This is a genomic window from Halobacillus sp. ACCC02827 (assembly GCF_030291935.1).
Classification (GTDB): domain Bacteria; phylum Bacillota; class Bacilli; order Bacillales; family Halobacillaceae; genus Halobacillus.
Genome location: NZ_CP128168.1, coordinates 3575164 through 3588971 on the forward strand (window position 1 = coordinate 3575164; position 13808 = coordinate 3588971).

Consider the following 13808-nt stretch of genomic DNA (forward strand, 5'->3'; position numbering starts at 1 on the left):
TGACAATGATTCCGATCCAAGCTTCCCTCTGACTGCGCTTTTGACGTCCAACTCTATGAATTTTTATGCATTATATCGTATATTAAAACAATCAATAACGCAAGGAGATAATCAATTAATTTGAATAAAAAGATGAATTTTTGTATAAATATTCGTTTTACAGCTTCATACTCTCATAGATTTCCAGAAGCGTACCGGCCGGATCCCGGAAATGGGCGACCTTGATCCCCCAATCCTTCTGTTCCGTCGGCGTAGTAAGAAACGTCACCTTCTCCCGCATCTCCTCATACACCGCTTCCACATCATCCACTCGGAAGATCAGCGCCGCCGTATCGACCCGGGGGATTTCCTCCTTATATATCTCCCCGACCGCCTCCATCATCTGCCTGCGCTCGAACAGACCGAGCGTACAGCCTTGGAAACGGAAGTCGGCATAGTTCGAATCCTCATCTCCCCAAACGACCGCAAAGCCGAGGACATTCTTATAGAAGTGAAAGCATTCCTTGTAGTTATCGACAAGAAGGCGGGTGTGCGTCATTTCCATCTGCAGGTCTCCTTTTACGGTTTTCTTTATTTTACCAAATTTTCTAACTATTTTCTCCATAAAAAAAAAGCAAGGCTCCATAGAGTCCTGCTTCTTTCATTAGAACAGAAAATAACCATGGATGGCACCAATCAGTGGAAAAATAATCAGATGATCCCCGATAGCTATATACATATTCCTTCTAGATAGCAGGCCGAACAGGGAATTCTTCACATACACGACCGATATGAGTAAACCGACGATAAGCCCGAGGAAAGCACCTGGAAGGATTCCCTGCTGATGGAAAGCCTGAACGAGAGCGCCGATCAGGAAAGAACTGATAAAGCCGATAAGGACAGCAGCAGCATAGTGGGCCGGATGGTTCGCCCCCTCCTTCCCTTTCAACCGAAGAGAATAATAGATTGTCCCATAAAGAATGTAAATAACAGCGCCGACAATAACGGCAATCAGAGATACTTCCATAAACATTATATTCCTCCTTTAACTCGGCTCGATCGGCAAGGCGATGGCACGAATGCGGACCTGGAGCGACAGTCCACCACTCTCCTCGAATATTTCGGTCATTTCAAGAGGGTTCCCCAAGTATTTATATCCAGACTGCGGCAGCCAATAGCTGTACAGCTCTGAATAGCATTCGATCAGCATCCCTCGATCCTCATAGGGAACAGGGATGTCGAAGGAATAAACGACATACTTTCCACCAGGGAACCGCTCCACGCTCTCCCCATCCACCTGCGCAGGGTCCACCGTCACTCTACAGTCGTAGAAACTTTTCTCCGGCGGGGTGATGTACGGATTATTCCGTGGCTCACCAATCATCAACGTCGATGCTCCCAACAGGTCCCTGGATTTACACCAATGATAGGCGCCCTTCCACACATCTGGAATTCCGGATGTGTAGGACCCGATATGATAACGGTTCACGGTAAAGGATTCAGGAAGGCGGGTGACCTCGACCTTATCCAAATCGAGCCATTTGAATTCATTATAGGCTTCATCTTCCACATCTGCTTTCGAGTTTCTGCGGAGAAGTTTAGAATTCTTGCTGTTTTTATACTCCCTCGGAAACCGCTCCAGATAAGCCCCCTTCCTCCACAGCTTCGGACTTGTACGGAAATATGACTGGAAGGAATAGGTGAAATACGATAAGGAGGAGAACCCGCAGGTCATGCCTACTTCTGTAATCGCAAGGTGGGGCTCATAGATTAATAGATGGGCAGCCTGTTCGAGCCGCATCCGCTTTACGAACGCGGCAGGGGTTTCCCCGATCATCTCTTTGAATAAGCGTTGAAAATAATACGGCGAATATGAGGATAACTTAGCCAGACGAGAAAGGCTTAAATCCTCCGTTAAATGGGTGGTTATGTAATCAATGACCTTCACCATCAACTGTTGCTGCACTTTATTCCGGGACATGGAAACCCTCTCCTTTATACGATTCTTACATGAATTTCAGCAGAAAACAGAGGGATCTCAGGTAAGAATGGGGATAAATTAAACAATATGCAATACACTTTCTCCGAGCTCTTTGCCTATCCAGAACAGCCTTCTTTTCGTGGTACTATCGCCACTCAGCCGATGCTTTTTCTCATCTGATACTGTTGGATGACATCCCCCGCCACAAGATCCGCCAACCCTTCATATTCCTTCGTATCCATCATGAAATTATGAACGGAAAGCTGTTCAATTCCGAAGTCCACCTTCAGCTGCTGGAGGATGGCGGGGATGCGGGACATCAGCGATTGATCGGTCACCTGCATCTGCAGGACCATCGCCTTCGCTTCTCTCTGCATGAAGGATATCCAGCCGATCCTTTCCTCGTCCAGACAGATGTGGTACGCATTCCCCGTCCGTTCCAGGCGGTTCTGCCACGGCGTGCGGTACGGTTCCGTCACATCCTCCTCCTCTTTTTCAAAGCATATGTCCGGAAGACCATCATCCGGGGACGGCAAAGCGCCAAGCCCTGCGACCATCAGTTCGTTGATGGTTTCGAATCCGTATGCCTCATAAATCTGCCAGGCACGTGTGTTTTCCGTGATGACTTCAAGCAGGACTTCGGCACAGTCCGCTTCTTCCGCGGTTTTGACAGCGAAGTCCAGCAGTTTGCGGGCGATGCCCCTTCCCCGGAACTTCGGACGGACGGCCATGCCGCCGATCCACGCCTGCTTCGTCTCCCGGAACACATCGATCCCAAAGAGCAGAACGGCAGCGATCTCCTCTTCTTCTATGTACACGACCGAGTGCTCCTTCGATAATCCCTGCTTCTCGATACGGTTCGCGAGTTGGTCTTCTGTCATCTGCATCGGCACGACGTAATCGGAGAATCCGTCGTTTATCGCCTCCGTCACATCCCCGAGCGGCACAGCTTGCATAGATTGGAACATTTCCAACGCCTCCTCTAGCCCTTTTCTATTATTATACCAAGAACCCCCTCCCTAAAGTCATAGAACGATAGGTACATATCCCCCGAAACCCGTTGAAATCCTTTCCAGTTATGTTACGGTGGAATTAACTGGAAGTTATCAAACAACTAAAGGAGTGGAGCGCATGAGAAAAAGCTTTCAGCTGTTAGGCATGGCCGTCGTCCTTTTGGTTTTCGGTTTCAGTCTCCCGATTACATCCTTCGCCGCCGGCACGGGTGGACAGTCGGGATCGATCGACCTTGCGAACTTGAATGATAACGAAAACGTTACGATTGAAAAATTGACCTATGATGAGATGATTGAAGAAATCGCCGCCAATGAGGGTATTTCCGTCGAGAAGGCGAAAGCCCAGCACCCGGATAAATCGAACGAACTACAGAACGCCGCATCCAAACGTGCGACGACAGAAGGAAGCTCTTGCGGAGCCGTCGACCCGCACCGGATCGGCGTCAGCCTTGATGTGAGTTCTTCGTACAAGCCGACCTTGAACCTCTATGTCTGGACATGCGGTAGCGGGTCCTTCTATTCTTTTGAAGAAATCGAGGATGTCGATATCAACCGCTCCTACAATGGAACATCAAAAGGCTTCGGTGGCAGCATCAAAGCCGAATTGACAAGTTCGACGACCATCTGGTGGAAGGTGAACGGAGACTTCTATAACAACCAGGAAATGACGATCTCCGGCTCTGCGACAGCGAGCGGCCTCGTCTGGTCCGGCACAGCCTCTGTCAGCAGCACATCCAACCACTACGCCTATATCTACGACTATGACACGTATTCCATTTATTAAAAAAACGACCAAATAGAGGCATCCGCCTATTCAACAAAATCGGTCCATCTGTTAAGGTGTCTATAAATACGGCTCCAAAGAGGTGCATACCATGAAGCTATTCAAATGCTTGATTGTCGGTTTATCCGCCCTGGCTCTGGTCGCATGCCAAAGCCAGGACACCGCATCCGGAAACGAAACGGAAGATACCGGGGCTTCGGAAGAGGAAGCGTCCTATGACGGGAAGCCCCTCGTCTTTGCTTACGCAGGGGAAGACGAACCACCGGAAGTGGAGAACCTGGAATTGGTCCCTGTGGATTTGGCAGAGCTTGAGAGCGATGAACGCGACTATGACGGCTTGATCGTATCGAAGGATGCCTTCGATACGGCCGATGAGAACGAGTACGTCGAGTTTTACGAGCAGTCCCCGTACCCGATTTTCTTCCTCGGAGCGGATGAGACGCACATTCATGCGTTTCTGATGGAAGACCTGTCTGTCGGTACCGTGAATAACGAAGGTGCCGGCTACGTCCAGGGCGTCTACAACAGCCCGGACGGCGAGAAGAAGACGTGGGACATCTACCCGGAAGAAGGAGAGGAGAACGTCGATGAAGCGATGATCTACGAGATTGCCGACGTCGTGGAGACGTTCCAGAACGAACAGGAAGCATGATCATAGAAGCCGCCGCGCCTGTCCCCCGATGGGCGCGGCGGCTTCTTGATGTTTTGACTCCCATAATTTTCTTCCCGTATGATGGAAGGGACAAAACCATAGGGAAGTGTAACCAGTGAATAAAAGGATAAACCCGGAGCTGCGGGAACATCTCGACCAGTTTCCCGGCTTCGACGATTACATGAACGAAGCCTATCTGCCTGCGATCCGTGCAAATTCCGCGGAAAGGAAGGAGCCGTATACGGATCCGGCCGTTTCCATGACCGATGAGACGATCACAGGACCGGACGGCGATGCGCTGAAATGGAAAATCTACCGGCCGAAGGACAGCGACGAGACGCTGCCCGTCCTGTTGTGGATGCATGGCGGCGGATTCATCCTCGGTGCGTATGACGAAAGCGACGGCCTGTGCAGCGACATCGTCAAGACGGCCGGCTGTGTCGTCGTTTCCGTCGACTACCGCCTTGCCCCGGAGCACCCGTATCCCGCTGCGCTCGAGGATTGCTATGCGGCGCTGACGTGGATCGCTGACCATCACGAAGCGATGAACATCGACCGCGACCGGATCGGCGTCGCCGGTGTCAGTGCCGGAGGCGGCTTGACGGCGGCACTCGCCCTGCTTGCCCGTGACCGGCAATACCCGTCGATCTGTTTCCAAATGCCGCTCTATCCGATGATCGACGACCGCAACGACACTCCGTCGGCGCACGAGATCACCGAAGGGATGGTCTGGAACCACAAGACGAACGCCTTCGGCTGGCGGATGTACTTAGGTGCTCTTCACGACACGGACGACGTCCCCGCCTACGCCGCCCCTGCCCGGGCCGAGGACTACAGCGGACTGCCGTACACGTACACGTGCATCGGCCAGCTCGACCCCTTCCGCAGCGAAACGCTCACCTATGTCACGAAGCTTGCTGAGGCAGGGGTGGACGTTGAATTCCATCTCTATCCCGGCGCCTACCACGGCTTTGAACAAGTCGCACCGGAAGCAGCCCTATCGAAGCGCGCCCGGGAAGAATACATCCAAGCCGTGAAGCAGGCCTTCGCACGGACGGAAACATAAAAAGGACGGAGCCGAAGCTCCGTCCTTTTTTCTGATTCATGCCATCCGGTCCTCCGTCACCGCTTTGCGGAAGTCGGAATGATAGACGATGTGCTCCCGGTTGAACTCGACCGGTGACTTCAATCCGGCGATGGCGGCGAGGTCGAAGAGCCCTTTGCGGAGCGCGATCAAGTAATTGGTGACGCGGTACTCCTTCTCCTCGATCGTCAACGCCTCCTGAAGCTTCTTGTCCGTCGTGGCGACGCCGACCGGGCACGTGTTCTTATGGCATACCTGCGACATGATGCAGCCGACACTGATCATGAAGCCGCGGGCGATGTTGGTCAGATCCGCCCCGAGCGCAAGCGCCATCGCGATCTTATCCGGCGTCAGCAGCTTCCCGGATGCGATGATCTTCGTCCGCTCCCGCAGGCCGTGCCGCTTCAAGGCGTCGTCGACCATCGGAACCGCTGAGAACGCCGGCAGTCCGACCGAATTGGCGAGGGCATAATAGGACGCGCCCGTACCGCCCTCGCTGCCGTCGACCGTGATGAAATCCGGGACGATGTTTTCCTCCTCCATCGCTGTGATCAGCCGCTCCAGCTGGTTCTCGCTTCCGACGACGATCTTCATGCCGACCGGCTTGTCCCCGACCGTCCGCAGCTCCTCGAGAAAATGAAGCAGCTGTGCCGGCGTATCGATCCCGGGGAAGCGGTTCGGACTGTCGATCTCTTCGCCAGCCTTCACCTTACGGATCTCGGCGATTTCTTCGGTGACCTTCCTGCCGTCGACGTGCCCGCCCCTCGTCTTCGCGCCTTGGGCGAGCTTCAGCTCGAAAGCCTTGATCTGATCGGTCCCGGCATGGTTACGGAACTCCTCCCAGGAAAAATCGCCGTCTTTCGTGCGCACGCCGAACAAGCCCGGGCTGATCTGCATGATGATATCGACGTCGCCCTTCAAGTGGTAGGGCGACACACTGCCTTCCCCCGTATTCATCCACGTACCGCCCGCACGGCCGAGCCCTTTCGACAGCGCCGTGATCGCATGATCGCCGAGCGACCCGAAGCTCATCGCCGACTGGCCGATCAATCCCTTCGGCCTGAACGGCTGTGTCACCGTATCCTGCCCTAACACGACACGATCGTCCTCATGAAGATAGACCGGATCGAGCTCGCCATCCTCCGCATGCTCCCGCCGGCTGAACAGCTTCTCCTTATCGACGTCATACAGCTTCGTCGCGACCGGTGCCGCTTCCTCTTTCCGCAGCTCCTCATCCTTGATCGGGAACATGTCGTTCACCAAATAGTACCCGTCTTCCGTGAAATCCCGCTCCGCACCGTACGACATCAGCCGGGAATTGTATTTCGCCGCCTTGTTGACGAATTCGAATTCCTTGCGGTTGAACGGCTTCCCTTCCCTGTCATTATGGAACAGATACTGCCGCAGCTCCGGACCCATCTTCTCGATTATGTAGCGGAACTTCCCGAGCAGCGGATAATTGCGCAGGACCGAATGCTCCTCCTGCTTCTCATCATGAATATACAGCCGCAGCAAAAGCACGACCGGAACAAAAACGACAATCGCGAACAATACGGACAAACTCACCAACAGCACACTGTCCACTGTGCTCCACTCCTTCCAAATATGGGAATATAACTTTTCTACCCCGGAAGAAGCCGATAAAACATGAAAATCCTTGATGTAAAGGATTTCCTACACATGGAGAAGCCCCGTTCCCTTGCACTTTTCGGCCAATACCATTAAAGTATATACTGGTTGAAATCCAGTCTGACTGGTTATAGATAAAGTAAGAAGTCATTCACTGAACAATTCTCATAAAAGAAAGGGTTTCCTATATGATGAAAGATAATTTTTGGCATGAGCTGCCGCGGCCGTTTTTTGTTCTTGCACCGATGGAAGCTGTGACGGATGTCGTTTTTCGTCATGTCGTGACCGAAGCAGCGAGACCGGACGTGTTCTTCACGGAATTCACTAATACAGAAAGCTACTGTCATCCGAAAGGGAAAGACAGCGTACGGGGACGCCTGACGTTCACGGAAGACGAACAGCCGATCGTCGCCCACATCTGGGGCGACAAACCCGAATACTTCCGCCAGATGAGCATCGGCATGGCCGAAATGGGCTTCAAGGGCATCGACATCAACATGGGCTGTCCTGTCCAGAACGTCGCCGGGAACGGCAAAGGCTCCGGCCTGATCCGCCGTCCGGAAGTCGCCGCCGAGCTGATCGAAGCAGCCAAAGCGGGAGGACTTCCCGTCAGCGTCAAGACCCGTCTCGGCTACACGAAAGTCGACGAGTGGTTCGACTGGCTCAAGCACCTTCTCGAGCAGGACATCGTCAATCTGTCCATCCACCTCCGCACGAAGAAGGAAATGAGCAACTACGATGCCCACTGGGAGCTGATCCCGGACATCGTCAAGCTCCGCGATGAAGTGGCTCCGGATACCCTGATCACCATCAACGGGGACATCCCGGACCGCCAGAAAGGTCTTGAGCTCGCCGAGAAATACGGCGTCGACGGCATCATGATCGGGCGCGGCATCTTCCACAACCCGTTCGCCTTCGAAACAGAGAAGAAAGAGCACACGAGCGCCGAACTGCTCGACCTGCTCCGCCTGCAGCTCGACCTGCACGACAAATATTCCGAAGAACTGGAGCCGCGTCTCTTCAAACCGCTCCGCCGCTTCTTCAAAATCTACGTCCGCGGCTTCCGTGGCGCAAGTGAGCTGCGGAACCAGCTGATGAGCACGAACTCGACCGACGAAGTGCGCGCGCTCTTGGATGAATTCGCAGCAGGAGACGGCGTGGAGGAAGCAGAAGGGTTTTCGGTTAAGTAATGGCATAGAGTGATGAAGAGAGGAGGGCCGTCGCGGCTCTCCTTTTTTTATTGAAAAAGAAAAAAGCCTTCCATGGTGTTGGAAGACTCACATTTTTTGCTGTTCCCATCTCTTCCTAGCTCTCTACCCCTTAACAGATAGAAAATACCTATCAATAACTTCAGTCCAGGATGGTAACACTTTGTTGTTCATACAGTTTCTTTATATCAGGATTGACCTTCTCGGTTATCAGATAAGTCAACTCTTCCGTAGGACATACGATATGATTGGAAATGGTGTCCAGCTTATCACTGGTGACCATGCCGAGAATTTCCGTCGATACGGCGGCCATTTTCCGTTTGACGAGCGCTTCCGCCATACTGGGGACGCTGATTCCATTCTGAGCATCGATTTTATAAATCCCCATGATATACAAATCGGCTCTCATGGCATTCAAAGATTCGAACGTATCAATGCCTAAGTTGACCATCGACTGCTTGAACAGCGTCCCACCAACCATAATAACCTCTACCGATTCATGATTAGTAAGAGCCGTCGCTATCGGAGGACTGTTCGTAATGACCGTGGCCTTTAATGACATGGGAAGTTGATGGACCAACTGCAGGTTCGTCGTTCCACCGTCAATCAACAAAACCATGTCGTCATGGATAAACTCCAGCGCCTTGGATGCCAGGCTCAATTTAGATTCGTTATAGATCCCCTGTCTCGTTGAGAAGTCTTCAACGGGAGGTCCCTTCCTCAGTGCTCCGCTGTGAACCCTCTTGATCACCCCTTGATTATGCAGTTCTTTCAAATCTCTCCTTATCGTGTCTTCCGAGACCGAAAGCCGTTTACTCAAATCACTGGCGATCACCTTGTGTTCTTCATTAAGAATATCAACAATTTTTTGTTGGCGTTCCTGCTTCAGCATATGTGAAATACTCCTTATTATCATTTCTTAAATTATAGCACATCCCACGCACAAACATGCAAATCCAAGCAAAGAAAACGCTTTACTTTTCTGATAACCTGCATTAACATGATAAAAAAGGCATTAACAATTACTGAAGGAGGCACAAACATGCAAAAAGAAGTAATCATTGCCCCATCTATCATGTGCGCGGATCTTCTCAATTTAGAAAGTGGAGTAAAGGAGCTGGAAAAGGAAGGGTTGGATACCTTACACATCGATATCATCGATGGATCGTTCAGCCCAAGCATGCCGCTCGGTTTATCCACGGTTGAACAATTGCGAAAGAAAACCGACATGAATTTCGATGTCCATATCATGTCCGAAGACAACGAATTCTTCATCAATGAAATGCTGAAAATCGGAGCGGAACAGATCACCTTCCACATCGAAACCAGCTCCCACATCGACCGCTACATCAAGCTGATCAAACAGCAGGGCGCAAAAGTCGGTATTGCATTAAACCCTGCCACGCCGCTGTCGGTTCTGGAGTATGTACTGCCACAATGCGATACCGTTCTTTTGATGCTTATCAATCCAGGTTTTGCTACGGACAAGAATGAAAAACAAGTCTCGTATGCCGTCGAAAAAGTAGAAGCATTGGCACGGATGATCTCAGACAAAGGACTTGATACAAAAATAGAAGTAGACGGGCGTGTCTCTTTCGATACGATACCAGAACTGGTTACCGCAGGCGCAGATATCTTAGTCGCAGGGAGCACGAGCTTGTTCCAATCCGACCATTCTACAGCGCATAACAAGAAATTGATGGAACAGTTGATTGCAGAAGGATTGAAAGAGGAGGTCAAACAATTATGAGCAGCTATACGGCAGCACAAAGAAAAATCACTGAAGAGATCACAACCACGTTGACCAACGTAAACAGCGAAGATGTCGATCGTCTGATTGCAGAAATAAATAAAGCGGAGAAAGTATTTTTTGTAGGAGTCGGGCGCGTGCTTTTATCCCTGAAGTCCATAGCAAAGCGTTTGTCCCATATCGGAATCCAAACGTATGTCGTCGGGCAGATTACAGAGCCCGCCATTACAGATAAAGATCTATTGATCGTCGGTTCAGGAAGTGGAGAGACACAGTTCCCGCTGATCATAGCCGGCAAAGCCAAGGAGTTCCATGCAAAAGTCGCTCATATCGGAACAAACCCGGAAAGCTCGATGAGCAAATACGCGGACCTTTTCATAAGAATCCCAATCACTTCAAACACCGAAGATGAAGGAGCTGTCGTATCGGAACAACCAATGAAAAGCCTGTTTGAACAAAGCCTATTATTGCTTGGGGATACGTTAGCCTTGATGATGGTCGACGAAAAGAACATCGAATTGAACTCCCTTTGGGAATATCACGCAAACCTGGAATAGCCAGAAGAAAGGAGGCCTTCTTATGAAAGCGCTGCATTTCGGTGCCGGGAATATCGGAAGAGGATTGATCGGCTGCCTGTTGAACAAGACCGGATTGGATGTCTGCTTTGTCGATGTAAACGAAGAGACCGTGGAACAGCTCAACCGCCAAAAGGGATACGCCGTCAAAATTTTGGATGACCAACACTCGAAGTATTGGATAGAGCCCATTCACGCGATCTCAGGCCGCTCCGAAGATGTGAGCAAAGCCATCACGGAAACGGACCTCATCACAACATCGGTAGGGCCGGATAATTTGGCTAAAATCGCTCCCGCCATTGCCAAGGGGCTAATGGAACGAGTAAAGCAGGACAAGAAGCCGATCCAAGTCATCGCCAATGAGAATATGGTGAATGCCTCTACTAAATTACAAGAGGAAGTATACAAACACATCCCGGAAGATGAAAAGAGTGCTATACTTTCAAAGGTCGGCTTCCCGAATTCGGCCATCGACCGTTTATCCCTTTCTGAATCCAGCCCGGACGGCGATATTACGTTAGTAGAACCTTACTATGAGTGGATCATTGAAACCGGAGGAAAGCGCAGCCAAGACCTGCCTCCTATAAAAGATGTCACATATGTCGAAACTCTGGGTCCATTCATAGAAAGAAAATTATTCATGGTCAACCTCGGCCATGCAGCGGTGGCATACACCGCCTTCCTTAAAGGACATTACACCATACAAAGTGCACTGGATGACCCGGAAGTGGAAGGAATTCTTAAGAGAACCCTTCAAGAATCCTCTGCCTACTTTATGGAAGCTTATCACTTTAACAAAACAGAGATGGATGAGTTCATAGACAGAACCATCCAACGCTTCAAAAATAAGAATATACGTGATGACGTCACACGTGTCGCTCGTTCTCCTATCAGAAAGCTGGGCTTTCAGGAAAGGATCATTGCTCCGATGCGCTCCCTGTTCCAATTGGAATTACCAATCGACAACTTGTTGAGCGTAGCAGCGGCTGCTCTTTCCTACGATAATCCGGAAGATGAAGAGTCCGTCGCACTTCAGAATCATATTCGTGACCACGGCATAGAAGAAGCGATCATCCACTTCACTTCCATAAAGGAAAGCGCTTTACGTACGAGGATCAAAGACTGCTATCTCAAGGTGCAGAACAGTCAAACAAAAACAATAAATAACGGAAGGTGATACACATGTTAGCTAACTATTTAGAAGGAAATATAAGATTCCTGTCATCCGTAGATTCTTGGGAAGAAGGCATTCAAGAAGCTGCCGCCCCGTTACTTCAAAGCGGGACCATAACTTCCAAATATATTGACGACATGATACAAAACGTACATGTGAACGGTCCTTATATCGTTATTGTTCCCGGAGTGGCCATGCCGCACGCTAAAAATGAAGGAAGCGTGGTCAAAACCAGCGTTTCTTACTTGAAACTGGAAGAAGCAGTGAAATTCCCTAAAGACAAAGAGGTAAAGACATTCTTCGTTTTGGCCGCAGAAGACAGCACCGGCCACTTGGATTTGATTTCTGATTTATCCACGATCCTGATCGAAGATGAACTTAAGAACAAATTGGAAGAGTCCAACAGCGAGAAGGAAGTTTTGGAAGTATTGAAGATGGTTGAGTAGTAAACCATGTCTACGGTTCAAAATTTTTAACCTGAACTAATTGAAAATTCAGAAAGGGATGACGGATATGCCGAATACAGCACAGGCTTCGAATAATGTTGTAGATTTGAACCCTCCCTCTACCCGCGCTAGAGTACAAGCATTTGGCGGTTTCTTAACGAATATGGTCCTGCCTAACATCGGTGCCTTTATTGCATGGGGACTGCTGACCGCTTTATTCATACCAACCGGTTGGTTCCCGAATGAGGACCTTGCCCAAATTGTCGGTCCTGCCATCACGTATCTCCTTCCTTTGCTGTTAGCCATCACAGGAGGACGGATGGTCGCCGGGCAAAGGGGAGCGGTCATCGGTGCCATTGGTGCCATCGGTCTCATAGTCGGATCGGATATCCCGATGTTTCTTGGAGCCATGGTTATCGGACCCTTAGGCGGATGGGTCATTAAGAAGTTCGATCAAATGATTGAAAACAGAATTCCTGCCGGGTTTGAAATGATCATCAATAATTTCTCTCTCGGAATTATCGGTTTCCTGCTGATGATTCTATCCTTTTACGTCATCGGACCGACCATAGAATCAGCGAACAATTTGGTGACAGCAGCCATCGAAGCATTGGTTGCTACAGGGTTACTGCCTTTGCTCTCTGTCATCAACGAACCAGCCAAAGTGTTGTTTCTCAATAACGTGATCGACCAAGGCATTTATTATCCCCTGGGAATGCAGGCGGCAGCAGAAGCAGGTAAGTCCATCTACTTCACTGTAGCTTCCAACCCTGGTCCAGGCCTTGGATTATTACTCGCCTTCACTGTATTCGGTCAAAAGGCGGCGAAAAGAACGGCTCCAGGCGCCATTATCATTCACTTTTTCGGGGGAATCCATGAACTGTATTTCCCATACGTATTGATGAAACCACTTACAATCATTGGTATGATTGCCGGAGGCATGTCCGGTATAGCTGTATTCAGCTTGTTTGATGCAGGTCTCGTAGCAGGACCAAGCCCGGGATCTATCTTCTCATACCTTGGATTGACTCCGAAGGGGAGCTTCCTGGGAATCATCGCCGGAGTCCTAGTAGCAGCGGCCGTCACATTCTTAGTCACTGCCGTCATCTTGAAACTGGACAAAAGTAAAGAAGGCGACCTCTCTGAATCCATGGAAAAATCCAAAGCGATGAAACAGGCAGGTAAAAAAGCTCCAAAACCCGCTCAAGAAGAAAAAGCTATCCAGAAAATTTCGTTCGCCTGTGATGCCGGAGCCGGAAGCAGCGCAATGGGTGCTACCACGTTCCGAAAGAGGCTGCAAAAGAATGAAATCGAAGGACTGGACGTCAAACACTACCGGATCGAAGATGTCCCTGAACACTCGGATATCATGGTGGTCCATGAAGATTTACAGGAACGCGCGCGAAGAGCTCACCCGGAATTGGAAATTATCACGATCAGCAACTATTTAAGCGATCCAGCCTTAGAACAACTGATAGAACGCTTGAAGAAGTAGAAATCCGTCGTTCTTAAGCGATGAACAAAGAGGAAGAG

General features: G+C 50.3%; 15 protein-coding genes. 9 read left to right on the forward strand and 6 right to left on the reverse strand.

Features of this window, described 5'->3' with window-relative positions; translation table 11 throughout:
* Positions 1-157: 157 nt before the first annotated feature.
* The 4 genes from QRD89_RS18730 to QRD89_RS18745 all read right to left on the reverse strand — a co-directional run bounded on the left by QRD89_RS18730 (position 158) and on the right by QRD89_RS18745 (position 2928).
* Positions 158-544: a VOC family protein gene (locus QRD89_RS18730; protein WP_008634334.1), complete on the reverse strand. Its 387-nt coding sequence runs from the start codon at positions 542-544 to the stop codon at positions 158-160.
* 99 nt (positions 545-643) lie between these two features.
* Positions 644-1012: a DUF1761 domain-containing protein gene (locus QRD89_RS18735; RefSeq protein WP_193743868.1), complete on the reverse strand. Its 369-nt coding sequence runs from the start codon at positions 1010-1012 to the stop codon at positions 644-646.
* A gap of 12 nt (positions 1013-1024) precedes the next feature.
* Positions 1025-1960: an AraC family transcriptional regulator gene (locus tag QRD89_RS18740; RefSeq protein WP_286096027.1), complete on the reverse strand. Its 936-nt coding sequence runs from the start codon at positions 1958-1960 to the stop codon at positions 1025-1027.
* Between the two features lie 155 nt (positions 1961-2115).
* Entirely contained in the window at positions 2116-2928 is an 813-nt protein-coding gene (locus QRD89_RS18745; RefSeq protein ID WP_286096028.1) for a GNAT family N-acetyltransferase, read from the reverse strand.
* 163 nt (positions 2929-3091) lie between these two features.
* Here QRD89_RS18745 and QRD89_RS18750 point away from each other — a divergent pair, with 163 nt between their 5' ends.
* From QRD89_RS18750 to QRD89_RS18760, 3 genes are all read left to right on the forward strand, one after another.
* The gene (locus QRD89_RS18750; RefSeq protein ID WP_026577655.1) at positions 3092-3757 is read left to right on the forward strand and encodes a hypothetical protein; all 666 of its coding nucleotides are present in this window, start codon (positions 3092-3094) and stop codon (positions 3755-3757) included.
* Positions 3758-3848: 91 nt separating this feature from the next.
* On the forward strand, positions 3849-4409 hold the full coding sequence (locus tag QRD89_RS18755) for a hypothetical protein (protein ID WP_286096029.1): 561 nt from the start codon (positions 3849-3851) through the stop codon (positions 4407-4409).
* 115 nt (positions 4410-4524) lie between these two features.
* Positions 4525-5475 carry an alpha/beta hydrolase fold domain-containing protein gene (locus QRD89_RS18760; protein WP_286096030.1) on the forward strand — a complete coding sequence of 317 codons (951 nt, stop codon included), beginning with the start codon at positions 4525-4527 and terminating at the stop codon, positions 5473-5475.
* A gap of 36 nt (positions 5476-5511) precedes the next feature.
* On the opposite strand, the gene QRD89_RS18765 is transcribed toward QRD89_RS18760, so the two are convergent.
* Positions 5512-7077, reverse strand: a complete 1566-nt coding sequence (locus QRD89_RS18765) for an FMN-binding glutamate synthase family protein (protein ID WP_286096031.1) — start codon at positions 7075-7077, stop codon at positions 5512-5514.
* A gap of 236 nt (positions 7078-7313) precedes the next feature.
* Between QRD89_RS18765 and QRD89_RS18770 the strand changes: the two genes are divergently transcribed.
* A complete protein-coding gene (locus QRD89_RS18770) occupies positions 7314-8312 on the forward strand; it encodes a tRNA dihydrouridine synthase (RefSeq protein WP_008634350.1) in 999 nt (332 codons plus the stop codon).
* A gap of 160 nt (positions 8313-8472) precedes the next feature.
* Here the strand turns inward: QRD89_RS18770 and QRD89_RS18775 are convergent, their stop codons facing one another.
* A complete protein-coding gene (locus QRD89_RS18775; protein ID WP_008634352.1) occupies positions 8473-9222 on the reverse strand; it encodes a DeoR/GlpR family DNA-binding transcription regulator in 750 nt (249 codons plus the stop codon).
* 150 nt (positions 9223-9372) lie between these two features.
* On the opposite strand from QRD89_RS18775, the gene QRD89_RS18780 reads away from it, so the two are divergent.
* The 5 genes from QRD89_RS18780 (at position 9373) to QRD89_RS18800 (ending at position 13770) form a co-directional block, all read left to right on the forward strand.
* Entirely contained in the window at positions 9373-10080 is a 708-nt protein-coding gene (locus QRD89_RS18780; protein WP_286096033.1) for a ribulose-phosphate 3-epimerase, read from the forward strand.
* Complete coding sequence (gene hxlB / locus QRD89_RS18785) at positions 10077-10637, forward strand: 6-phospho-3-hexuloisomerase (protein WP_286096034.1); 561 nt, start codon at positions 10077-10079, stop codon at positions 10635-10637. Before QRD89_RS18780 ends, hxlB begins: the two co-directional genes overlap by 4 nt.
* Positions 10638-10659: 22 nt before the next feature.
* Complete coding sequence (locus QRD89_RS18790; RefSeq protein WP_286096035.1) at positions 10660-11832, forward strand: mannitol-1-phosphate 5-dehydrogenase; 1173 nt, start codon at positions 10660-10662, stop codon at positions 11830-11832.
* A gap of 5 nt (positions 11833-11837) precedes the next feature.
* Positions 11838-12275: a PTS sugar transporter subunit IIA gene (locus tag QRD89_RS18795; RefSeq protein WP_286096036.1), complete on the forward strand. Its 438-nt coding sequence runs from the start codon at positions 11838-11840 to the stop codon at positions 12273-12275.
* A gap of 67 nt (positions 12276-12342) precedes the next feature.
* Positions 12343-13770 carry a PTS mannitol transporter subunit IIBC gene (locus QRD89_RS18800; RefSeq protein ID WP_286096037.1) on the forward strand — a complete coding sequence of 476 codons (1428 nt, stop codon included), beginning with the start codon at positions 12343-12345 and terminating at the stop codon, positions 13768-13770.
* Positions 13771-13808: the final 38 nt, after the last annotated feature.